The following is a 26337-nucleotide window of genomic DNA, read 5'->3' as shown; positions in this document are numbered from 1 at the left end:
GTGCAAGTGCGGTGGCCGGGGGTCGGGCAGCAGGTCAGGAGATGCCGAACTCCTTGCCGAGCAGGTCGAACACCTCGTCGTCCGTCGCGGCTTCCAGGTCGTCGGACTCCTGCGCGGCGGCGTCGGCACGGCTGTCGCGCCACACGGCGAGGAGCGCCGACAGACGGGCGCCGACCCGGTCGTCCTCGTCGTCGCCGGGCTTGACCGAGGCGAGGCCCGCCTCGATGCGGCTCAGCTCGGCGAGCAGCGGTGCCACCCCGTCGGGCTCGTCGACGACGAGCGTGTCCGCGATGTGGCCGACCAGGTCGAGCGTGGTCGGGTAGTCGAAGATCGCGGTGGCGGGCAGACGAAGGCCGGTGGCGGCGCCGAGCCGGTTACGCAGCTCGACCGCGGTCAGCGAGTCGAAGCCCAGCTCGGTGAACGCGCGCCGCTCGTCGACCGCTCCGGCGCCGGGGAGCGCGAGTACGGCCGCGACGTGCGTGCACACCACGTCCACAAGGGCGGATGTCCGTTCGGTCGCCGGCAGCGCCGCGAGCCGGTCCCGCAGCGCTGCGGCGGGGTCGGCCCCGGTCTCCGCCGCCCTGCGGGCCGTCGTCCGTACGAGGCCGCTGAACACCGGCGGCACGACCGGAAGTTCCCGTACGGCCCGCAGGTCGAGCCGCATCGGTACGACGACGGGGTCGCCGCCGAGTGCCGCCGCGTCGAACAGCTCCATGCCTTCCTCGGCGGACAGACCCGCGGCCCCACTCTCGGCCATCCGGGCGCCCATGCCGTCTTCGCCGGCCCACAGGCCCCACGCGAGCGATGTCGCGGGCAGGCCCTGCGCTCGCCGGTGCCGGGCGAGCGCGTCCAGGAACGCGTTGGCGGCGGAGTAGTTGGCCTGGCCGGGGTTGCCCAGAGTGCCCGCCGCGGACGAGAACAGCACGAACGCGGAGAGGTCCAGATCCAGGTCCTGGGTCAGCTGGTGCAGATTCCAGGCCGCGTCGACCTTCGGCCGGAACACGGTGTCGATCCGCTCCGGCGTCTGCGACCCGATCACTCCGTCGTCCAGGACACCCGCCACGTGCACGACGGCCGTCACGGGGTGCTCGGCGAGCAGCGCCGCCACCGCGTCCCGGTCCGCCACATCGCACGCCACGGCTGTCACTTCGGCGCCCAGTGCTTCCAACTCGCCGCGCAGTGCGCCGACTTGGCCGCGCCTGCTCGCAAGTACCAGCTGCCGCACCCCGTGCCGTACGACCAACTGCCGCGCCACCAGGCCGCCGAGCATCCCGCTCGCGCCGGTCACAAGGACCGGCCCCGAGCCGAAGCCCGCGCCCTCCTCCACTGCGGGACGGGCCCGCACGAGCCGCGGCACGAACGTCTCACCGGCGCGTACGGCCAGCTCGGGTTCCGCGCTCACGACGGCCGGCTTCCAGCTGTCCTCGTCGTCGACGTCCACCAGGACGAAGCGGTCCGGGTTCTCCGCCTGCGCCGTACGCAGCAGACCCCACACCGCGGCCGACGCCAAGTCCTCGATGTCGTCGTCGGCGCCCACCGCCACGGCGCCGCTGGTCACGAGCACCAGACGCGACGCCGCGCAGCGGTCGTCGGCCAGCCAGCCCTGCACCAGTTCAAGGGCGGTGTGCACCTGCTGGTGCACCGCGCCCGCGTCCACGTCACCGGTCCGCGCGCACCGCACCACGACGTTCTCCGGCAGCGACTCGCCCGCGTCGAGGGCCGACCGCACGGCGGCCCAGTCCACGAACTCCGCGACCGAACCGGCGCTTCCGGCCGCCGCCGGAGCGGCCACCCAGTCGAGCCGAAACAGCGATTCGTGCCCGCGTGCCGTCCCCAGCGAACCCGGCGACACCGCGCGAAGGACCAGCGAGTCCACGGTCGCGACCGGGGCACCGGAGCCGTCGGCGACGGCCAGGGCCACCGCGTCGGGGCCCACCGCGCTCACCCGCACCCGCAGCGTTGTCGCGCCATCGGCGTGCAGGCGGACCCCCGTCCACGCGAACGGCAGCCGTCCGTGCTCGACCGGGGGCAGTACGCCGAACGCCACCGTGTGCAGCACCGCGTCGAGGAGTGCCGGGTGCACGCCGAACCCGGCGACGGCGGTGTCCTGCGGCAGCTGGACCTCGGCGAACACCTCGTCCCCGCTGCGCCACACCGACCGCAGTCCCTGGAACAGCGGACCGTAGGCGAAGCCGCCGTCGGCCATGCCCTCGTAGAAACCGTCGAGGTCCACGGTTTCCGCGCCCGCGGGCGGCCACTCGCCGAGGTCGGCGGGGTCGCCGCCGTCGTCGGCGAGGACACCGCTCGCGTGCCGGGCCCACGGCAGGTCGCCGCTCTCGTCCCGCGCGTGGACCGCGACCGGGCGCCGCCCGGACTCGTCAGGGGCGCCGACCCGTACCTGGACCTGCACACCGCCGTGCTCGGGAAGCACCAGCGGCGTCTCGAGCGTCAGCTCCTCCACCGAGGTGCAGCCGACCTGGTCACCCGCGCGTACCGCCAACTCGACGAACGCCGTGCCGGGCAGCAGGACCGACCCCATGATCTCGTGCTCGGCGAGCCACGGATGCGTCCGCAGCGACAGCCTGCCCGTGAACAGGACGGTGTCCTCGTCAGCGAGCGCGACCGCGGTGCCGAGCAGCGGGTGGTCGGCGGATCCGAGCCCGAGCCCGGTCGCGTCGGTGGCGGGCCGCACGCTCGTGTCGGGCCAGAACCGCTGGTACTGGAAGGCGTACGTCGGCAGGTCGACGCCGTAGCCGCTGCCGTCGAAGTACGCGGCCCAGTCGATGTGCACGCCTCGCACGTGCAGTTCGGCGAGCGCCGTCATGAGGGCGCCGTCCTCCGCCCTGTCTCCGCGCAGCACCGGTACGAAGGCCGCGTCCGGCAGGGACTCCTGGCCGAGCGCCGACAGCACGCCACCGGGTCCGATCTCGACGAGGACGTCCGCGCCCATGCCGGCCACGGCGTCGGCGAACCGCACGGACTCGCGCACGTGGCGTACCCAGTACTCCGCCGAGGTCAACTCCTCGGCAGTCGCGCGGACACCGGTCAACGTCGACACGATCGGAATCGCGGGAGCCTCGTACGAGACGCCTTCCAGTACCTGCCGGAAGTCGTCGAGCATCGGCTCCATCAGCGGCGAATGGAACGCGTGACTGACCTTCAGGCGCGAGACCTTCCGGCCCGCCTCACGCCAGCGCTCAGCCACCGCCTCGACATCGGCCGTGATCCCTGAAATGACCACCGACGTGGGGCCGTTGACCGCGGCGATGCCCACCGTCTCCGGCAGATCCGCGGCAACCTCGGCCTCGGACGCCTGAATCGCGACCATCGCACCACCGGACGGCAGCGCCTGCATCAGCGCGCCACGTGCCGACACCACCTTGACGGCATCCGCGAGTGACCAGACACCGGCGACGTGCGCCGCGGCCAGCTCACCGATCGAGTGACCCGCCAGCATGTCGGGGCGCACACCCCAGGACTCGAGCAGCCGGAAGAGCGCCACCTCGACGGCGAACAGGGCGGGCTGCGTCACGCCGGTCTCGTTCAGCGCTTCGGCATCCTCACCGAACAGCACCGTACGCACCTGCGGGTCGAACGCCCCAAGAACTTCGTCCAGGGCATCGGCGAACACCGGGAAACGGGCGGCCAGTTCGCGGCCCATGCCGAGCCGCTGCGAACCCTGACCCGAGAACAGGAAACCGACCCGGTGCTCGTCGGCGACACCCAGTACGACTCCGCTGCCCGGCCGTCCCTCGACGGCGTCGGTGAGCCCGGCCGTCAGGTCGGCCGAGTCCCGGCCGACGACGGCGAGCCTGTGCTCGAACCCGGACCGCGAGGTCGCGAGCGCACGGGCGACCTCCGTCGGGTCGAGGTCGGGCCGCGCGGTCAAGTGGTCGCGCAGCCGCGCCGCCTGGTCGCGCAGGGCGCTCTCGGTGCGGCCGGAAAGGAGCCACGGGCCGAGCGGCGCCTCGGGTGCCTCGGAGGCCTGCGGCGTGTCGACGTCCGACGTCGACTCGATGATGACGTGCGCGTTGGTGCCGCTGAAGCCGAAGGAGGACACTCCCGCCCGTCGGGGCCGGTCCGCCTGGGGCCACGGCTGTGCCTCGGTCAGCAGTTCCACGGCGCCCGCCGACCAGTCGATGTGCGGCGAGGGCTCGCCGACGTGCAGCGTCTTCGGCAGGACACCGTGCCGCAGCGACATCACCGTCTTGATGACGCCGCCCACGCCCGCGGCGGCCTGGGTGTGGCCGATGTTGGACTTCAGCGAGCCCAGCCACAGCGGCTCACCCGCACGGTCCCGCCCATAGGTGGCGAGCAGCGCCTGCGCCTCGATCGGGTCGCCAAGGGTGGTGCCGGTGCCGTGCGCCTCGACCGCGTCCACGTCGGACGGGGTCAGGCCCGCGCTCGCGAGCGCCTGGCGGATCACCCGCTGCTGCGAGGGACCGTTCGGAGCGGTGAGACCGTTGGACGCGCCGTCCTGGTTGATCGCCGAGCCACGGACCACCGCGAGCACCGGGTGACCGTTGCGCCGGGCGTCCGAGAGACGTTCCAGTACGAGCATGCCGACGCCCTCGCCCCATCCGGTGCCGTCGGCATCGGCGGAGAACGACTTGCACCGGCCGTCGGCGGACAGGCCCTGCTGGCGGCTGAAGTCGACGAACGCGCCGGGCGTCGCCATGACGGTGGCGCCGCCCGCGAGCGCGAGCGAGCACTCCCCCGACCGCAGTGCCTGCGCCGCCAGGTGCAGCGCGACGAGCGACGACGAGCACGCCGTGTCGACGGTCATCGCGGGGCCTTCCAGGCCGAACGTGTAGGACACGCGGCCGGACGCCACGCTGCCCGCGTTGCCCGTACCGAGGAAGCCCTCGCTGCTCTTCGACACGCCGTGCAGCTGGGAGGCGTAGTCGTGGTACATGACGCCCGCGAACACGCCGGTAGCGCTGCCCCGCAGCGACTTGGGGTCGATGCCGGCCCGCTCGAAGGCCTCCCACGAGGTCTCCAGGAGCAGTCGCTGCTGCGGGTCCATGGCAAGGGCCTCGCGGGGCGAGATCCCGAAGAACGTCGGGTCGAACAGGTCGGCGTCGTGCAGGAAGCCGCCCTCGCGGGTGTAGGAGCTGCCGTCCCGTTCGCCCGACGGGTCGTAGAGCGCCTCCATGTCCCAGCCGCGCTCGGTCGGGAACGGCGTGATGCCGTCGGCGCCGTCGAAGACCAGTCGCCACAGGTCCTCGGGCGAGCGGACGCCACCGGGGTAGCGGCAGCTCATGCCGACGATCGCGATCGGCTCGTCGGTCGCGGCCACGACCGTCGCGGTGGGTGTCGCGGCTACGGGCACGCCCGCGAACTCCGTGCCGATGAACTCGGCGAGCGCCGCGGGGGTCGGGTAGTCGAAGACCAGCGTGGCGGGCAGGCGAAGGCCTGTGGCCAGGTTGAGCCGGTTGCGCAGGTCGACGGCTGTCAGCGAGTCGAAGCCCAGCTCGGTGAATGCCTGTCCGAGCGAGACCGCCTCAGGACCGGCGTGGCCGAGCACGGCGGAGGCCTGAGTACGGACGAGGTCGAGGAGCACTCGCTCGCGTTCGTCCGCTGCCAGCGACGCAAGGCGGTCGCGGAGCGCCGCGGCGGGGTCGCCTCCGCTCTCCGCCGCCCTGCGGGTCGTCGTCCGCACCAGGCCGCTGAGCACCGGGGGAATCACCGGGAGTTCCCGTACGGCCCGCAGGTCGAGCCGCATCGGTACGACGACCGGGTCGGTCCCGAAGACCGCGGCGTCGAACAGTGCGACGCCCTCCTCCGCGGACAGGCCGTTCGAGGCGGACTGCGCCACCTTGGCACCCATGCCGTCGGCCCACAGGCCCCAGGCAAGCGATGTCGCGGGCAGGCCCTGGGCGCGCCTGCGCCGGGCCAGGCCGTCGAGGAACGCGTTGGCCGCCGAGTAGTTGCCCTGCCCTGTCGCGCCCAGGGTGCCCGCCACCGAGGAGAACAGCACGAACGCCGTCAGATCCAGGTTCAGGTCGCGGGTCAGCTCGTGCAGGTGGTTCGCCGCGTCGACCTTGGGCCGGAACACGGTGTCGACCTGGTCCGGGGTCAGCGAGCCGATGGTGGCGTCGTCCAGCACACCGGCGGTGTGCACGACGGCGGTCACGGGGTGCTCGGCGAGGAGCGCGGCCAGTGCGTCCCGGTCCGCGACGTCACACGCCGCGAACGTCACATCGGCGCCCTGCGCGACGAGTTCGGCACGCAGTTCCTCGGCGCCTTCCGCCGTCGCCCCGCGCCTGCTTGCCAGTACAAGACGTCCGACGCCGTGCCTGCCGACGAGATGCCGGGCCACGAGACTGCCGAGCGCGCCCGACGCGCCGGTCACCAGGACCGAGCTGTCCGGACCGAACGCCGGGTCGGTGTCGGCCGCTTCCGGCCGCACCCGCGCCAGCCGGGCCACGAACACCCGCCCGTCTCGCACGACGGCCTGGGGTTCGCCCGTCGCGAGCGCCGACCGCCAGCCGTCCTCGTCGTCGACGTCCACAAGGACGAAGCGATCCGGGTCCTCCAACTGGGCGGACCGCACCAGACCCCACACCGCGGCCGATGCCAGGTCCGCCACGTCGTCCTCGGCACCCACGGCGACAGCGCCACGCGTCACAAGGACCAGTCGCGATGCCACGCACCGGTCATCGGCCAGCCAGCCCTGCACCAGCTCCAGGGCACTGAGCGTCCGGGAGCGCACGCCGTCCACGTCGGCGGACCCGGCGACACGCACCACGACGTTCTCCGGCAGCGACTCGCCCGCGTCGAGGGCCGACCGCACCGCCGCCCAGTCCGCGAACTCCGCCACCGGACCGGCACTCCCGGCCGATACGGGGGCAGGCACCCAGTCCAGGCGGAACAGCGACTCCAGGCCCTGCCGCGACAGCGTCGCCGACACCGGCCGCAGTACCAGCGAGTCGATCGTGGCCACCGGAGCACCGGAGCCGTCAGCGACCGCCAACGACACCCCGTCCGTCCCGGCGGGCGTCAACCGCACCCGCAGCACCGTCGCGCCCGAGGCGTGCAGCCGTACACCCGACCACGAGAACGGCAGCTTGCCGGGGCCGTCCGTCTCGCCCATCAGGCCGATGGCGTGCAGCGACGCGTCAAGGAGCGCCGGGTGCAGACCGAAGCCGTCCGCACCCGCACCGTCCGGAAGGGCGACCTCGGCGAACACCTCGTCGCCCTTGCGCCACGCGGCCCGCAGCCCCTGGAACACCGGCCCGTAGGCGAATCCGCCGTCGGCCATGCGGTCGTAGAGACCGTCCAGGTCCACGGCCTTCGCCCCGGCCGGCGGCCAGGCACCGACGTCGGCCGCCGGTACATCGGCGCTGCCCACGAGCACACCGCTCGCATGCCGCACCCACAGGTCACCGTCGTCGTCCCGCGCGTACACCGTCACCGAACGCCGACCGGACTCGTCCGACACGCCGACCTGCAGCTGCACCCGTACGCCACCGCGCTCGGGCACCACCAACGGCGCCTCAAGCGTCAGCTCCTCCACCAGGTCGCATCCGACCTGGTCACCGGCGCGTACCGCGAGCTCGAGGAACGCCGTGCCGGGCAGCAGGATCGAGCCCTGGATCATGTGATCGGCCAGCCACGGGTGGGTCGCCACCGACAACCGGCCGGTGAAGAGCTGCCCGTCCGAGTCGGCCGTGTCGACGATCGCGCCGAGCAGCGGGTGGCCGGCCGAGCCGAGCCCCGCGGCGTCCAGGTCGCCTGCCGACACCCCGGCGTCCAGCCAGTAGCTCTGGTGCTGGAACGCGTACGTGGGCAGGTCGACGCGGTGCGCGCCGCGGCCGGCGAAGAAGGCTTCCCAGTCCACGCGTATGCCCCACGTGCACAGTTGAGCCACGGCGGAGATCAGCGCGGACTCTTCCGGGCGGTCGTTCCGCAGCACCGGTACGAACCCGGCTTCCGGTGCGGACTCCTGGCCAAGGGCGGACAGCGTCCCGCCAGGACCGACCTCGACGAACGTCGTCACACCCTCGTCCACGAGCGTGCCCACGGCGTCGGCGAACCGCACCGAGTCGCGCACGTGCCGCACCCAGTACTCGGGCGACGCCAACTCCGCGGCAGTCGCCCGTACTCCGGTCAGCGTGGACACGATCGGAGTCGTCGGCGCCTCGTAGGACACCTCTTCAAGGACCCGGCGGAAGTCGTCGAGCATCGGGTCCATCAGCGGCGAGTGGAAGGCGTGGCTGACACGGAGGCGAGTCACCTTGCGTCCCGCATCGCGCCAGCGCTCCGCGACCGCTTCCACGTCGGTGTCGACACCGGAAATGACCGTCGACGTAGGGCCGTTGACCGCAGCGATGCCCACGGTCTCCGACAGGTCCGATGCGAGCTCGTCCTCGGTCGCCTGGATCGCGACCATCGCACCGCCCGTCGGCAGGGCCTGCATCAGCGCACCGCGCGCCGAGACCACCTTGACGGCGTCGGCCAGCGACCAGACACCGGCCACGTGGGCCGCTGCCAGCTCGCCGATCGAGTGCCCGGCCAGTACATCGGGCTGCACACCCCACGACTGGAGGAGGCGGAACAGGGCGACCTCGACCGCGAACAGGGCGGGCTGCGTCACCCCGGTCTCATTCAGGGCGTCGGCGTCCTCACCGAACAACACCTCACGGACCGCCGGGTCGAATTCACCCAGTACAGCGTCGAGCGCCTCGGCGAACACCGGGAAACGGGCCGCCAGTTCGCGGCCCATACCGAGCCGCTGCGAACCCTGACCCGAGAACAGGAAGCCCACACCGCCCACGGCGACGGACCCGGCGACCAGTCCGGGGAACGGCCGCCCCTCGGCCAGAGCGGTGAGCCCGTCAAGGAGCGCCGCGCGGTCGTCGCCCACGACAACAGCCCTGTGGTCGAAGGCCGACCGCGTGGTCGCCAACGAGTAGCCGATGTCCACTACACCGGTCCCGGGCTCGCCCGCGACGTGCTCGCGCAGCCGGATCGCCTGCTCGCGCAGCGCCTCCGCGCTCCGTGCGGACAGCACCCACGGCAGGGCGCCGTCGGCCGGGGTGCCGTCGACGGGGGCCGGGAGGCGGTCCTCGCTCGGCACGTGCTCGATGATGGTGTGCGCGTTGGTCCCGCTCACGCCGAACGACGACACGGCGGCCCTGCGCAGGCGACCGGTCTCCGGCCACGGCAGTGCCTCGGTCAGGAGCTCGACGTCGCCCGCGGACCAGTCCACCTTCGATGAGGGCTCGCCGACGTGCAGGGACTGCGGCAGTACGCCTTCCCGCATCGCCATGACCATCTTGATGACACCCGCGACGCCCGCGGCGGCCTGGGTGTGGCCGATGTTCGACTTGATCGAGCCGAGCCACAGCGGCTCACCGGTGCGGTCCTGGCCGTAGGTGGCAAGGAGCGCCTGGGCCTCGATCGGGTCGCCGAGGGTGGTGCCGGTGCCGTGCGCCTCGACCGCGTCCACGTCGGACGGGGTCAGGCCCGCGCTCGCAAGGGCCTGCCGCATGACGCGCTGCTGCGACGGGCCGTTGGGTGCGGTGAGGCCGTTGGACGCGCCGTCCTGGTTCACCGCGGAACCACGGATGACGGCAAGGACGGGGTGTCCGTTGCGGCGGGCGTCCGAGAGCCGCTCCACGAGGAGCATGCCGACGCCCTCGCCCCAGCCGGTGCCGTCGGCGTCGTCGGAGAACGACTTGCACCGGCCGTCGGCGGACAGGCCGCGCTGGCGGCTGAAGTCGACGAACGTGCTGGCGGTCGCCATCACGGCGACACCACCGGCGAGCGCCATCGAGCACTCCCCCTGGCGCAGCGCCTGGATCGCCCAGTGCAGGGCCACGAGCGACGAGGAGCACGCGGTGTCGACGGTGACAGCGGGACCCTCCAGGCCCAGGGCGTAGGCGACTCGTCCGGAAGCGACGCTGCCCGCCCCGCCGGTGCCGAGGTAGCCCTCGACGTCCTCCGACACGGCACGCAGCCGGGCCACGTAGTCGTGGTACATGACGCCCGCGAACACGCCGGTCGCACTGCCCCGCGCCGTCTCCGGGGCGATACCGGCCCGCTCGAAGGCCTCCCAGGAGGTCTCCAGGAGTAGTCGCTGCTGCGGGTCCATGGCCAGGGCCTCGCGGGGCGAGATCCCGAAGAACGCCGGGTCGAACAGGTCGGCGTCGTGCAGGAAGCCGCCCTCGCGGGTGTACGAGGTACCTATGTGCTCGGGGTCCGGGTTGTACAGCGCGTCCAGGTCCCAGCCGCGGTTGACGGGGAACTCGCTGATGGCGTCGTCGCCGTTCAGGACGAGCCGCCACAGGTCCTCGGGCGAGTTCACGCCGCCGGGGTAGCGGCAGCTCATGCCGACGATCGCGATCGGCTCGTCGGTCACGGCACCGGTCTTGCGGGTGGGCGCCACGACGACGGGTGCGCCCGCGAGTTCGGTGCCGATGAACGCGGCGAGCGCGGCCGGGTTCGGGTGGTCGAAGACCAGTGTGGCGGGCAGGCGCAGCTCGGTGGCGGCGTTGAGGTGGTTGCGCAGTTCGACGGAGCTGAGCGAGTCGAAGCCCAGCTCCTGGAACGCGCGGCCGGGTGCGACGGCATGTGCCGAGCTGTGGCCGAGCACCGCGGCGGCGGTGGTGCGGACGAGGTCGAGCAGCGCCTTCTCCCGCTCGGCCTCGGTCATGCCGGCCAGCGACTGGGCAAGCGCGGTCCGGGCGGCAGCGGGGTCGACGGTCCTGCGCGCGGTGCCCCGCACCAGGCCGCGCAGGAGGTGCGCCACGGGGTGGGAGCGGGCCTGCTTCTGCAGCACCGAAAGGTCCAGGGGAACCGGCGCGAGGAGCGCGCGGCCCGTGGAGGCCGCCGCGTCGAACAGCGCAAGGCCTTCGGCCGCGCGGATCGGGATCGCGCCGCCGCTGGTGATGCGCCGTACGTCGGCCTCGTCGAGGCTGCCCGCCATGCCGCCGCCAGAGGCCCACAGGCCCCAGGCGAGGGAGGTCGCGGCCAGTCCGGCAGCGCGGCGGTGCTGGGCGAGCGCGTCCAGGAACGCGTTCGCCGCCGCGTAGTTGCCCTGCCCCGCGCCACCGAACACACCGGCAGCGGACGAGAACAGAACGAACGCGGACAGGTCCAGGTCGCGGGTCAGCTCGTGCAGATGCCAGGCGGCATCGACCTTGGGCCGGAAGACACCGTCGATCCGCTCAGGCGTCAGCGAGCCGATGGTCCCGTCGTCCAGCACACCCGCCGTGTGTACGACGGCAGAGATCTCGTGCTCGGCCAGCAGCGCCTTGAGTGCCTCGCGGTCGGCCACGTCGCACGCCGCGTACGTCACCTCGGCGCCCTGCGCGACCAGTTCGGCCCGCAGCTCCTCGGCGCCCTCGGCGGTGGCGCCGCGCCTGCTCACCAACAGCAGGTTCCGTACGCCTCGCTCCGCGACCAGGTGCCGGGCCATCAGGCCGCCGAGCGTGCCCGTCGCACCAGTGAGCAGCACCGCTCCCGAACCAAACCCGGGGTCATCCACCACGGACCGGCGAGCCCTTGCCAGACGCGGCGCACTGACAGCACCCGCACGCACCGCCAACTGCGGCTCACCCGTGGCCAGCGCGGAAGCCAGCACGTTCAGTGAGGCCGTCTCGTCGTCGAGGTCGACCAGCACGATCCGGTCCGGGTTCTCCGACTGAGCAGAGCGCACCAGACCCCACACCGCAGCCTGAGCGACATCACTTACGTCGTCGTCAGCCGTCGCGGCGATCGCGCCATGGGTCACGATGACCAGACGCGACGCGGCGAACCGCTCATCGTCGAGCCAGGACTGGACCGCGTTCAGCGCCCAGTGCGCCGCTTCATGTGCACCGACAACCGGGTCAGACGCGGAAGTGACCGTGACCGGGCACGGCAGAACGGCGAACTCAGGCAGTTCCGCCGAGTCCGCGAGCGCCTCCAGGTCGGTCCACTCAACTGACGGCACGTCGCCGTCGGACACGGGCACCGACACCCAGTCGACGCCGAACAGCGCGTCATCGCGGTCGTCATCGGCGGCCTGAACCGCTGCGGCCGGGCGCAGTACCAGCGAGTCGATCGTGGCCACCGGAGCACCGGAGCCGTCCGCGACCGTCAGCGCCACACCGTCAGCGCCCGTGGGGGCCAGTCGCACCCGCAGCGCCGTCGCACCCGAGGCGTGCAGCCGCACACCCGACCACGCGAACGGCAGCTGGCCGGGCGCGTCGGCCTCGCCCATAAGACCGATGGCTTGCAGCGTCGCGTCCAACAGTGCCGGGTGCAGACCGAATCCCTCGGCCTTCGCACCGTCCGGCAGCGCGACCTCGGCGAACATCTCGTCCCCGCTGCGCCAGGCCGACTTCAGCCCCTGGAACACCGGCCCGTAGCCGAAGCCGCCCGCGACCATGCGGTCGTAGTAGCCATCCAGGTCCACGGCCTCCGCGCCTGCGGGCGGCCACTCGACCAGCGGAGCTCCGACGGAGCGGCCGCCCTCACGCAGCACGCCGGTGGCGTGCCGGGTCCACGAACGGCCGTCGTCGGTGTCACCGACACTGGAGTGGAAGCTGAGCTCACGGCGGCCCGAGGAGTCCTCGGCGCCGACCCACACCTGTACGCGAACCGAACCGTTCTCCGGCAGGACAAGCGGCGCCTCCAGCGTCAACTCCTCCACCAGATCGCACCCGACCTGATCCCCCGCACGCACCGCCAGCTCGACGAACGCCGTACCGGGCAGCAGTACCGAGCCCATGATCTCGTGATCGGCCAGCCACGGGTGGGTCTGGACCGACAGCCGGCCGGTCAGCAGCACACCGTCCGTGCCGCCGAGGGTGACGGTCGCGCCGAGGAGCGGGTGCTCGGCGGCACCGAGCCCCGCCGCCGCGACGTTTCCGATGATCGGCTGCACGTCGGGCCAGAAGCGCTCGCGCTGGAAGGCGTACGTCGGCAGGTCCGCCCACCGTGCACCGCCACCGGTGAAGAACACCTCCCAGTCCACCCGGACGCCGCGCACGTGGAGTTGTCCGGCGGCGGTCGTAGCGGCCACCGCCTCGGGGCGGTCGTTGCGAAGCACCGGGACGAACCCGGCCTCCGCAGCCGACTCCTGGCCAAGGGCGGACAGCGTGCCGCCCGGGCCGACCTCGACGAACGTACCCACACCCTCAGCGACGAGCGTGCCCACGGCGTCGGCGAACCGCACCGACTCACGCACATGACGCACCCAGTACTCGGCCGAGGTCAACTCCTCGGCGGACGCGCGAACGCCGGTCAGTGTCGAAACGATCGGGATCGACGGTGCCTCGTACGAAACGCCTTCGAGGATCCGGCGGAAGTCGTCGAGCATCGGGTCCATCAGCGGCGAGTGGAACGCGTGACTGACCTTCAGGCGGGACACCTTCCGCCCGGCCTCACGCCATCGCTCCGCAACCACCTCGACATCAGCGGCGACACCGGAGATGACCACCGAGGTGGGGCCGTTGACCGCAGCGATGCCCACGGTCTCCGGCAGGTCCGCGGCGACCTCGGCCTCGGTCGCCTGGATCGCGACCATCGCGCCGCCGGACGGCAGGGCCTGCATCAGCGCGCTCCGCGCCGACACCACCTTGACGGCGTCAGTCAGCGACCAGACACCGGAGACGTGCGCGGCGGCCAGCTCACCGATCGAATGCCCGGCCAGCATGTCGGGGCGGACACCCCACGACTGGAGGAGTCGGAACAGCGCGACCTCGACCGCGAACAATGCGGGCTGCGTCACCCCGGTCTCATTCAGGGCGTCGGCATCCTCACCGAACAGCACCTCACGCACCTGCGGGTCGAACGCCCCAAGAACCTCGTCCAGGGCATCGGCGAACACCGGGAAACGGGCAGCCAGTTCACGGCCCATGCCGAGCCGCTGCGAACCCTGACCCGAGAACAGGAAACCCAACCGGCCAGGCTCATCGGCGACCCCTGTGACCGCCGCGCCGGTCGACCGGCCATCGGCCACGGCCGCCAGAGCGGCCAGCAGCTCCGACCGGTCGGCACCGACCACCACCGCACGGTGCTCGAGCACCGCCCGTGAGGTCACCAGCGCGCGACCCACGTCCGCCACCGTCAGGTCCGACGCCTCGTCCACGAAGGACGTGAGCCGTACGGCCTGCTCCCGCAATGACTCGGCACTCCGGGCCGAAAGCACCCACGGCACCAGACCGGCGTCACGCACCGGCTCCGGAGCTTCCTCCTGCTCGACCACGGGGGCCTGCTCGATGATGGTGTGCGCGTTGGTACCGCTGAACCCGAACGACGACACACCGGCCCGCCACGGCCGGTCCGCGGCAGGCCACTCACGCTCGTCGGTGAGCAGCTCCACCGCACCGGCGGACCAGTCGACGTGCGGCGACGGCTCGTCCACGTGCAGGGTCTTGGGCAGTACTCCGTGCCGCATCGCCATGACCATCTTGATCACGCCCGCGACACCTGCGGCGGCCTGCGTGTGACCGAGGTTCGACTTGATCGAGCCGAGCCACAACGGCCGGTCGGCGGGCCGGTCCTGGCCGTAGGTGGCAAGGAGGGCCTGCGCCTCGATCGGGTCGCCAAGCTTCGTACCGGTGCCGTGCGCCTCGACCACATCCACGTCGGCCGGAGCCAGCCCGGCGCTGGCGAGCGCCTGGCGGATGACCCGCTGCTGCGACGGGCCGTTCGGCGCGGTCAGACCGTTCGATGCGCCGTCCTGGTTCACCGCCGAACCCCGTACCACCGCAAGCACCTGGTGACCGTTGCGCTGAGCATCCGAAAGGCGCTCGACGAACAGCATGCCGACGCCCTCGCCCCAACCGGTGCCATCAGCACCGGCGGCGAACGCCTTGCAGCGCCCGTCCACGGCGAGACCGCGCTGGCGGCTGAACTCGACGAACGAGGTCGGCGTCGACATCACCGTCACACCGCCGGCCAGCGCCAGTTCGCACTCGCCTCTTTGCAGCGCCTGCACCGCCAGGTGCAGGGCGACCAGCGACGAGGAGCACGCGGTGTCGACCGTCACCGCAGGGCCCTCAAGGCCGAAGGTGTACGACAGACGACCGGAGGCCACGCTGGCGGCGTTGCCGGTCGCCACGTAACCGCCCATGTCGTCGGCAGCCGCGCCAAGAACCCAGCCGTAGTCCTGCATGTTCGAGCCGACGAAAACGCCGACGCGCTCACCGCGCAGCGAGTTCGGGTCGACCCCGGCCCGCTCGAACGCCTCCCACGAGGTTTCCAGGAGCAGTCGCTGCTGCGGGTCCATGGCAAGGGCCTCGCGCGGCGAGATACCGAAGAACGCCGGGTCGAACGCGCCCACGTCCGACAGGAACGCGCCAGAACGCGAGTAGGAGGTTCCCACCCCGTCCGGGTCGGGGTCGTACAGCGCCTCCAAGTCCCAGCCACGGTCGGTCGGGAACTCCGAGACCGCGTCCCCACCCGACAGGACGATGTCCCACAGCTCCTCCGGGCTCGACACACCGCCCGGGAAGCGGCAGGACATCGCCACGATCGCGATCGGTTCATCGGAGGCGCTCGACACGGCTACGGACGCGGAGGCGGTGGGGACGACGCCGGACAGTTCGGTGCGCAGGTACGCGGCCAGGACGGCGGCGTTGGGGTAGTCGTAGACCAGCGTCGCGGGCAGCGCGACACCGGTGGCCTCACTGAGCCGGGATCGCAGCTCCACCGCCGTCAGCGAGTCAAAACCCAGCTCCCTGAACGCACGGGACGCGGAGAACGCATCACCCGATACATGGCCGAGCACCGCGGCCGCCTCATACCGGACCAGCTCGGTGAGCTGACGCTCCTGCTCCACCTCATCCAGACCCGCCAGGCGCTGCGCCAGCTCCGACATCCCGCCCGTTACCGAGGACGCCTCGAACGCGGCCCGCACAGCGGGCAGGTCACCCAGCAGCGGGCTCGGCCGCTGCGCCATGAACGTACCCGCGAACCGCTCCCAGTCCACATCGGCGACCACCACATTGCCGTCACCACGCTCCAAGGCCGTGGCCAGACCCGCGATCGCCACCGCCGGAGCCATCGTCGGCAGACCCCGGCGCCGCAACTGATCCGCCGCACCCCCACCGGCACCCGCGACCATGCCGCCACCACCCCACGGACCCCACGCCACCGCCGTGGCCGGCAAACCCGCCGCCCTACGGTGATCAGCAAGGGAATCCAAATAGGCATTGGCGGCCGCATACGCACCCTGACCACCACTGCCCCACACACCGGCAATGGACGAGAACAGCACAAACGCATCCAACTGCCGGTCCCCCAGCAGCTCATGCAGGTTCCGCGCACCCTCCACCTTCGCCGACAACACCTCGGCGAACCCACCCAGATCAGCCGGATCAAGATCGGCCAGAACACCCGAACGCTCAATCCCCGCCGCATGCACCACCGCAGTGAGCGTCGGGATGCTTTCAAGGAGTTCGGCGACGGACTCCCTGTCCGTCATGTCGCAGGCGGCGAACGTGACGCGCGCGCCCAGCTCGACGAGCTCGGCCTCCAGCTCCGCGGCGCCGTCCGCAGCCCGTCCGCGACGGCTCACGAGCACGACGTGCTCGGCTCCGTGCCCCGCCAACCAGCGTGCCACGTGTCCGCCCAGGGCGCCGAGACCACCGGTCACCAGTACCGTGCCGCGCGGCGTCCAGCCGGCGCCGAAGGTGGCCGCGCTCATCGGCGCGGGTACCAGCCTGCGGCCGAGGATCCCGTTGCCGCGCACGGCGATCTGGTCCTCGCCGTTCGGTTCGGCGAGGACGGATGCGAGAAGGTCTCCGGTCGTCGCGTCCTGCGCTTCGGGCAGATCGATCAGTCCGGCCCAGCGGGCGGACTGCTCCAGGGCGGCCACTCGACCCAGGCCCCACAGCATCGACTGCTCGAACCCGTCAACCGTGTCATCCGCGCCCGCCGACACCGCGCCCGACGTCAGGCACCACAGCGGCACGTCCGCCTCACCGAGCGCCTGCAACAGACCAACCGAGGCCGCCACACCCGCAGGCACAGTCGCATCACCCGCGTCGGCGAGTCCCAGCAGCGAGACCACGCCGCTCAGAGCCGACAGCTCGGCCAACTGCTCCGCCCAGTCCACCGACACCGGGTCCACCTGCAGAACCTGCACGTCCGCGCCATTGCGGACCAGGGCCTCACGGACCCACTCGGCACGGTCCTCGTCAGTCGGCGCGACGACCAGCCAGGTGCCATCCAGACGCCCAGATCCGGCAGCCACCGACCGCCACTCGACCCGGTACCGCCAACCATCAACAGTGGAGCGTCCCAACTGCTCCTTGCGCCACGCGGAAAGCCTCGGCAGCACCGCACTCAACGGAGCATCCGACGACACATCCAACGTACGGGCGAGGTCGGCGATGTCGCCGTCCTCCACGACGCCCCAGAACCGCGCCTCCACCGGCGACAGACGCTCGACATCCATGTCGGCGGGGACAGCGTCCAGCCAGTAGCGCTCACGCTGGAAGGCGTACGTCGGCAGGTCGACGCGCCGGGCGCCGCCACCGGCGAAGAACACCTCCCAGTCCACTCGGACGCCACGCACGTGAAGCTGTCCGGCGGCGGTCGTAGCGGCCACCGCCTCCGGGCGGTCGTTGCGAAGCACCGGGACGAACCCGGCCTCCGGCGCGGACTGCTGGCCAAGGGCCGACAGCGTCCCGCCCGGGCCGACCTCGACGAACGTGGTCACGTCGTCGTTCACCAGCGTGCCCACCGCGTCGGCGAACCGCACGGACTCGCGCACGTGCCGCACCCAGTACTCGGCCGAGGTCAACTCCTCGGCGGTCGCCCGTACTCCGGTCAGCGTCGACACGATCGGGATCGAAGGAGACTCGTACGAAACACCTTCAAGGACCCGGCGGAACTCGTCGAGCATCGGCTCCATCAACGGCGAGTGAAACGCGTGACTCACCTTCAGACGGGACACCTTCCGCCCCGCCTCACGCCACCGCTCGGCAACGGCCTCAACATCAGCGGCCACACCCGATATGACCACCGAGGTCGGTCCGTTGACCGCAGCGATGCCCACGGTCTCCGACAAATCCGCGGCGACCTCGTCCTCCGTCGCCTGGATCGCCACCATGGCACCACCCGACGGCAGCGCCTGCATCAACCCGGCACGAGCCGACACCACCTTGACCGCGTCAGCCAGCGACCACACACCCGCCACATGAGCCGCAGCCAGCTCACCGATCGAATGCCCCGCCAGCATGTCGGGGCGCACACCCCACGACTCAAGGAGACGGAACAGCGCGACCTCGACCGCGAACAGCGCGGGCTGCGTCACCCCCGTCTCATTCAGCGCATCGGCATCCTCACCGAACAACACCTCACGCACCTGCGGGTCGAACTCGCTCAGTACGGCGTCCAGGGCCTCGGCGAACACCGGGTACTGAGCGGCCAGTTCGCGGCCCATGCCGAGTCGCTGCGAACCCTGACCCGAGAACAGGAAGGCCAGTCGACCGGGGGCGTCGGCAAGTCCCGTGACCACGGCGCCCGTCGACCGGCCATCGGCCACGGCAGCCAAGGCGGCGAGGAACTCCGATCGCTCACCGGCGACCACCACCGCACGGTGCTCGAGCACCGCACGCGAGGACACCAGCGCACGGCCCACGTCCGCCACAGCCAGATCCGACGCCTCGTCCACAAAGGACGTGAGCCGCGCCGCCTGCTCCCGCAGCGCCTCGGAACTCCGGGCCGAGAGCACCCACGGCACAAGGCCGCCCGGCGTCGGCTCCGAGGCTTCCTCCTGCTGCTCCACCACGGGGGCCTGCTCGACGATGACGTGCGCGTTCGTGCCGCTCACACCGAAGGACGACACACCCGCCCGCCACGGCTGGCCGGTCTCCGGCCACGCACGCGCCTCCGTCAGGAGCTGCACCGCACCGGCGGACCAGTCCACGTGCGACGACGGCTCATCCACATGCAGCGTCTTCGGCAGCACACCCTGCTGCATCGCCATGACCATCTTGATCACACCCGCCACACCGGCGGCGGCCTGCGTGTGACCGATGTTGGACTTGATCGAGCCGAGCCACAGCGGCCGGTCCGCGGGGCGGTCCTGGCCGTAGGCAGTCAGGAGGGCCTGCGCCTCGATCGGGTCACCCAGCTTCGTACCCGTGCCGTGTGCCTCGACCGCGTCCACCTGCGCCGCGGAGAGCCGTGCACTCGCAAGGGCCTGCCGGATCACGCGCTGCTGCGACGGACCGTTCGGCGCGGTCAGGCCGTTCGACGCGCCGTCCTGGTTGACGGCGGAGCCGCGGATCACCCCGAGGACGGGGTGCCCGTTGCGCTCCGCGTCCGAGAGGCGCTCGAGTACGAGCAGGCCTACGCCCTCGCCCCAGCCGGTGCCGTCGGCGGCGTCGGCGAACGCCTTGACGCGGCCGTCCGTGGCCAGGCCGCGCTGGCGGCTGAAGTCGATGAACACGCCCGGCGTCGACATCACGGTGACGCCGCCCGCGAGGGCGATCGGGCACTCGCCGTGCCGCAGTGCGTGCACCGCGAGGTGCATGGCGACCAGGGACGACGAGCAGGCGGTGTCGATGGTCAGCGCGGGGCCTTCGAAACCGAAGGTGTAGGACAGCCGGCCGGAGATGACGCTCGCCGCGTTTCCGGTGCCGAGGTAGCCCTCGTAGCCGTCCGGCGCTCCGGTCAGTAGGCGTGCCAAGTAGTCCTGGCCGTTGGTGCCGACGAACACGCCCGACCGGCTGCCCCGCAGCGCGTGCGGGTCGATGCCCGCCCGCTCGAACGCCTCCCAGGAGGTCTCAAGGAGCAGTCGCTGCTGCGGGTCCATCGCGGCGGCCTCGCGCGGCGAGATCCCGAAGAACGCCGGGTCGAAGTCCGGCACGTCGTGGATGAAGGCGCCCTCGCGGGTGTAGCAGGTCCCCTGCCGGTCGGGGTCGTCGTCGAAGAGTGCTTCCAGGTCCCATCCACGGTTGGTGGGGAACTCGGAGACGGCGTCCTTGCCGTCCTGGAGGAGTCGCCACAGGTCCTCCGGCGAGCGCACGCCACCGGGGAACCGGCAGCCCATGCCGACGATCGCGATCGGCTCGGCCTCGCGGTCCTCGGCCTCGCGCAGCTTGCCGCGCGCCTCCTGGAGGTCCACGGAGGCTCGGCGGAGGTAGTCGAGGTACTTCTCCTCGTTGGACGACATGTGTTCGGACCCTTCAGATGAGTTCATGAGCTCAAGACCTACCGAGTTGTTCATCGAGCAGCGGGAGGAGCAGCGGGTGGAGCAGCGGGAGCGGCTCGTGCTCAGGAATTGCCGAGTTGTTCGTCGAGCAGCGCGAGCAGCTCATCCGCCGACGCGGTACGCGCGTCCGTTCCGGACTCGGCGGGTTCCGTGCGGTTGTGCGTTTCGTCCCACATGGACAGCAGGGCGCGGAGACGGTCTCCGACAGCCGCGCTCTGCTCGTCGTCCGGTGTGAGGAGGGACAGGGTGGACTCCAGGTGGTCCAGTTCGGTGTCGATGGTCGGTGTCCCGCCTCCCGGCAACCCTTCGAGCACGTACGCGGCGAGCGCGGACGGCGTGGGGAAGTCGAAGACGAGCGTGGCGGGCAGGCTGAGGCCGGTGGTGGCGTTGAGGACGTTGCGGAACTCGACCGCGGTGAGCGAGTCGAAGCCCAACTCCTGGAAGGCCCGGCCGGGTTCGACCAGCTTGGTGCCTTCGTGTCCGAGGACGGCGGCGGCCATTTCCCTCACCAGGTCGAGGACGGCGCGTTCGCGCTCAGGACCGGACAGCGCGGTGAGCTTGGCCACCATGTCGACCGGCGCCGGCGCCTCCGCGGAACCCTGGGGGCTTTGTACGCCGGGCAGTTCCTGCAGCAGCGGGCTCGGCCGTACCGATGTGAAGGCCGGGGCGAACACGCCCCAGTCGACGTCCGCCACGAGTGCTGTCGGGTCGCCCTGGCGGACGGCCCGGTCAAGGGCGGCGACGGCCTGCTCGGGCTCCAGCGGGGCCAGGCCTCGGCGGCGCAGCTGTTCGCCGAGCTGCCCGTCGGCCATGCCGCCGCCGCCCCAGGGCCCCCACGCGACCGCGGTGGCGGGCAGTCCCGCCGCCACGCGCTGTTCCGCGAGTGCGTCGAGGAAGGCGTTGGCAGGCGCGTAGTTGCCCTGGGCCGCCGCACCGAACGTGCCCGACACCGAGGAGAACATCACGAACGCCGACAGGTCCAGGTCGCGGGTCAGCTCGTCCAGGTTGGCCGCGGCGTCGGCCTTCGGCCGCAGTACGGCGTCGAGCCGCTCCGGGGTGAGTGCGGACAGTACGCCGTCGTCCAGGGTGCCCGCCGCGTGGACGACCGCGTTGAGCGGGAACTCCGCGGGGACCGATGCGAGCAGGTCCGCAAGCGCGTCCCGGTCGGCCACGTCGCAGGCCGCGATCGTGACACGGGCGCCCAGCGCGGTCAGCTCCGCGTGCAGTTCCTTCGCGCCATCGGCTTCCAGGCCGCGCCTGCTGGTCAGCAGCAGGTGCTCGGCGCCCTTCGCCACCAGCCACCTGGCGACGTGCCCGCCGAGCGAACCGGTGCCGCCGGTGACAAGCACCGTGCCGGTGGGGTCCCAGTCGCCGAGGCGTGCCGAGGACACCGGCAGGAGCCGTCGGCCGTACACCCCGCTGGCGCGGAGCGCGACCTGGTCCTCCCCGTTCGTTCCGGAGAGGACACCCGCGAGGCGGGCGCCGCTGCGCTCGTCCAGTGTGCCGGGCAGGTCGACGAGGCCACCCCAGCGTTCGGGGTGTTCCAGGGCGACGACCCGGCCGAATCCCCACACCATCGCCTGGTCGGGGGCGGCGGGTGCGTCGGAGCCGCCGGTGGCGACCCCGCCCCGCGTAGCGCACCACAGCGGGGCGGCGAGGCCGATGTCGCTGAGGGCCTGGACGAGGGCGAGGGTGGTGTGCAGGCCGCCGGACGGCAGTTCGGGGTCGAGCGCGAACAGCGAGAGGACACCTGCGACGGGCTCGCCGGTCGCCGTCCGGGCCTCGGTCGACATCCGGGCCACAAGTGCTTCCCGGTCCACCGCCTCGCCGGTCCGTACGGGAACCACCTGCGCACCGTGCCTGCTCAGTGCGGCGGCGACGGATTCCTCACCGGCGCCGTCCCGGCTGACCACGAGCCAGGTGCCCGTGAGCGCCGCGGTGGGCTCGCTCACCGGCTGCCAGGTGACGCGGTAGCGCAGGCCGTCGACCGCGGATTTCTCGGCCTGTTCCTTCCGCCACGAAGACAGCCGGGGCAGCACCGCGCTGAGAGGTTCGTCGAGGGACACGGCAAACTCGTCCGCGAGTTCACCGAGGTCGCCGTCGGCCACAGCCGCCCAGAAGCGCGCGTCGACGGCCCCGGAGACCTCGCCCGAGGGGGCCTCGGCAATGGTCGGCCAGTACCTCTGCCGCTGGAACGCGTAAGTGGGCAGGTCGATGTGCGCGCCACCGGCGGTCAGGGCGGTCCAGTCGACGGCGACACCGAGTACGTACAACCTGCCTGCGGCCGTGGCCAGTTCGAGCGTCTCGGACCGGTCGCCGCGCAGCGCTGGCACGAACGCGGCGTCGGGCGCGGTCTCCTGGCCGAGCGCGGTGAGCACCCCGCCGGGACCGATCTCCAGGAACGCGTTCACGCCCTGGTCCCGCAACGTGCCGACGGCATCGGCGAATCGCACCGAATCGCGCACGTGCCGCACCCAGTAGTCCGGCGAGGCAAGCTCGTCGGCGGTGGCGCGGACGCCGGTGAGCGTCGACACGATCGGGATTGTCGGCGCCTCGTAGGACACCTCTTCGAGCACCCGGCGGAAGTCGTCGAGCATCGGCTCCATGAGCGGCGAGTGGAACGCGTGGCTGACGCGGAGCCGCGTCACCTTCCGCCCGGCCGCACGCCAGCGCTCGGCGATGGCCTCGGCATCGGCGGCGACGCCCGAGAGCACCACCGACGTCGGGCCGTTCACCGCGGCGATGCCCACGGTGTCGGTCAACTCCGGCAGGATCTCGGCCTCGGTCGCCTGGACCGCGAACATCGCGCCGCCCTCGGGCAGCGCCTGCATCAGACGGCCCCGGCTCGACACCACAGCGGCGGCGTCGGCCAGCGACCAGACACCGGCCACGTGGGCCGCTGCCAGCTCGCCGATCGAATGCCCGGCAAGGACCTCGGGGCGGACACCCCACGATTCCACAAGGCGGAACAGCGCGACCTCGACCGCGAACAGCGCGGGCTGCGTCACCGCGGTCTGGTTCAGCACCTCGGCGTCGTCGCCGAACAGCATGTCCCGCAGCGACCGGTCGGGGTGGGCGTCGGAGTGGGCGTCGAGGTGGGCGTCGAGGTGAGCGCAGACCTCGTCGAGCGCGTCGGCGAACACCGGGAAGCGGTCGTACAGTTCGCGCCCCATGCCGAGGCGCTGTGCGCCCTGGCCGGAGAACAGGAACGCCGGCCGGTGCCCCGCTGCGACGCCGGAGACGAGACCGTTCGCGGTCCGCCCATCGGCGAGCGCGTCGAGGGCCGTGAGCAGCCCGTCGCGGTCCTGCCCGACGACGACCGCCCGGTGGTCGAGGGCGGCTCGCGTCTGCGCGAGTGTGCTGGCGACGTCGAGCGGGTTCAGCTCCGGGTGCGCCACGAGGTGGGCGCGCAGCCGTTCGGCCTGCGCCCGCAGTGCGTCGTCGCCCCGAGCCGATACCAGTAGCGGCGGCACGGACGGCTCCGGTGCCATGGACGGGTTCGGGGCGGCCTTCGGTACGGCGGCCATGGTGACCGGTGCCTGCTCGATGATGGCGTGCGCGTTGGTGCCGCTGAATCCGAAGGACGACACGCCGAACCGGCGCGGTCGTTCGATGTCCGGCCAGGGCCGGGCCTCGGTGAGGAGCTCGATGTCGCCCGCCGACCAGTCGACCTGCGGGGTCGGCTCGGCGACGTGCAACGTCTTCGGCAGCACTCCGTGCTGCATCGCCATGACCATCTTGATGACGCCGCCGACACCGGCCGCGCCCTGGGTGTGGCCGATGTTCGACTTCAGGGATCCGAGCCACAGCGGCTGGTCGGCGGGGCGGTCCTGGCCGTAGGTGGCGAGGAGCGCCTGTGCCTCGATCGGGTCGCCCAGCTTCGTACCGGTGCCGTGTGCCTCCATGGCGTCCACGTCGGCCGACTCCAGGCCCGCGCTCGCCAACGCCTGCCGGATCACGCGCTGCTGCGACGGACCGTTCGGCGCGGTCAGACCGTTGGACGCGCCGTCCTGGTTCACCGCGGTGCCCCGCACGACGGCAAGCACTCGGTGGCCGTTGCGCCGGGCGTCGGAAAGACGCTCCAGTACGAGCATGCCGACGCCCTCACCCCAGCCGGTGCCGTCGGCGTCCGACGAGAACGGCCTGCACCGGCCGTCGGCGGACAGGCCGCGCTGGCGGCTGAAGTCCATGAACGCGCCCGGAGTCGTCATCACCGCCACACCACCGGCCAGCGCCATCGAGCACTCGCCCGACCGCACCGCCTGTACGGCCAGGTGCAGGGCCACAAGGGACGAGGAGCACGCGGTGTCGACCGTCACCGCAGGTCCCTCGAGACCGAACGTGTAGGACAGCCGCCCGGACGTGACGCTCGCCGCGTTGCCCGTGCCGACGTATCCCTCGACGCTCTCCTCGCTCGCTCCGAGGAGCGTGGCGTAGTCCTGGATGCTGGTGCCGGCGTAGACGCCGATGTCGCGTCCCCGCACCGAGTTCGGGTCGATACCTGCCCGCTCGAAGGCCTCCCAGGAGGTCTCGAGGAGCAGCCGGTGCTGCGGGTCCATGGCCAAAGCCTCGCGGGGCGAGATCCCGAAGAACGTCGGGTCGAACAGGTCGGCGTCGTGCAGGAAGCCGCCCTCGCGGGTGTAGGTGGTGCCCATGTGGTCGGGGTCCGGGTGGTATATCGCGTCCAGGTCCCACCCCCGGTTTCCGGGGAACTCACTGATGGCGTCGCCGCCGTCAAGGACGAGTTGCCACAGGTCCTCGGGCGAGTTCACCCCGCCGGGATAGCGGCAGCTCATCCCGACGATCGCGATCGGCTCGTCGGCCACCGCGACGGTCGTACGGGTGCGCACCGCGGCAACGGGCGCGCCGGCGAGCTCGGCGCCGATGAACGCGACGAGCGCGGCAGGAGTCGGATAGTCGAAGACCAGCGTGGCGGGCAGGCGCAGCTCGGTCGCCGCGTTGAGCCGGTCGCGGAACTCGACGGCGGTCAGCGAGTCGAACCCGAGCTCCTTGAACGCGCGGTCGGGTACGACGGCGTGCGCCGAACTGTGGCCGAGCACCACGGCCACGTGCCCGAGCACGAGGTCGAGCAGCGCCTTCTCCCGCTCGGCCTCGGTCAGCCCCGCGAGGGACTGCGCCAGCGCGGACGCGGCGGCCCCGGACTCGGCGGCCCTGCGCACGGTGCTCCGCACGAGGCCGCGCAGCATGTGCGGTACGGGTTGGGAGCGGGCCTGCCGGTGCAGTACCGGCAGATCGAGGGGTATCGGTACGAGCGCGGCGCGCCCCGTGGAGCCCGCCGCGTCGAACAGAGCAAGGCCCTCGGCCGCGCTGATCGGGGTCACAGCGCTGCGGGTCAGCGACTGCACTTCGTCCTCATCGAGGCTGCCTGCCGTGAGGCTGCTTGCCGTGCCGTTCGCATCCGCCCAGGGGCCCCACGCCAGGGACGTGGCGGGCAGACCGGCGGCCCGGCGGTGCTCGGCGAGCGCGTCCAGGAACGCGTTCGCCGCCGCGTAGCTGCCCTGGGCGGGGGCACCGAGGGTGCCTGCCGCCGAGGAGAACAGCACGAACGCGGACAGCTCCAGGTCCAGGTCGAGGGTCAGCTCGTGCAGGTGCCAGGCCGCATCGACCTTGGGCCGGAAGACGGTGTCGACCTGGTCCGGGGTCAGGGAGCCGATGGTGCTGTCGTCCAGCACACCTGCGGTGTGTACGACGGCGGAGATCTCGTGTTCGGCGAGCAGCGCCTTGAGTGCCTCGCGGTCCGCCACGTCGCATGCCGCGTACGTCACCTCGGCGCCCTGCGCGACCAGTTCGGCCCGCAGCTCCTCGGCACCCTCGGCGGTGACGCCTCGCCTGCTCACCAGCAGCAGGTTCCGTACGCCTCGCTCCGCGACCAAGTGCCGGGCCATCAGGCCGCCGAGCGTGCCCGTCGCGCCGGTCACCAGCACCGCACCCGCACCGAACCCGGGGTCGTCCACCACCGACTGGCGAGCCCTCGCCAGTCGGGGCACGCGAACGTCGCCGGACCGCACCGCCAACTGCGGCTCACCGGTGGCCAGCGCGGACGCCAGGGCATCGAGCGAGGCCGTCTCGTCGTCGAGGTCGACCAGCACGATCCGGTCCGGGTTCTCCGACTGAGCAGAGCGCACCAGACCCCACACCGCAGCCTGAGCGAC

2 protein-coding genes are annotated in these 26337 nt (G+C 72.0%); both read right to left on the bottom strand.

Annotation, left to right across the window (positions count from 1 at the left end; translation table 11 throughout):
- Positions 1-34: 34 nt before the first annotated feature.
- The gene (locus ACFQ7F_RS30420) at positions 35-20179 is read right to left on the bottom strand and encodes a type I polyketide synthase (protein ID WP_383277060.1); all 20145 of its coding nucleotides are present in this window, start codon (positions 20177-20179) and stop codon (positions 35-37) included.
- Positions 20180-20226: 47 nt separating this feature from the next.
- Positions 20227-26337 (bottom strand): type I polyketide synthase (locus ACFQ7F_RS30415; RefSeq protein WP_383277057.1); only part of this gene is annotated, 6111 nt, incomplete at its 5' end.

This window comes from Streptomyces sp. NPDC056486 (assembly GCF_042795295.1).
Classification (GTDB): Bacteria; Actinomycetota; Actinomycetes; order Streptomycetales; family Streptomycetaceae; genus Streptomyces.
The sequence above is the reverse complement of the archived record's forward strand: the minus strand, read 5'-3'. Positions and strand labels throughout refer to the sequence as shown.

What these genes read in the sequence shown, in the direction of transcription:
- ACFQ7F_RS30420 (WP_383277060.1), bottom strand. Translation starts at nt 20,179, where the DNA reads ATGAACAACTCGGTAGGTCTTGAGCTCATGAACTCATCTGAAGGGTCC.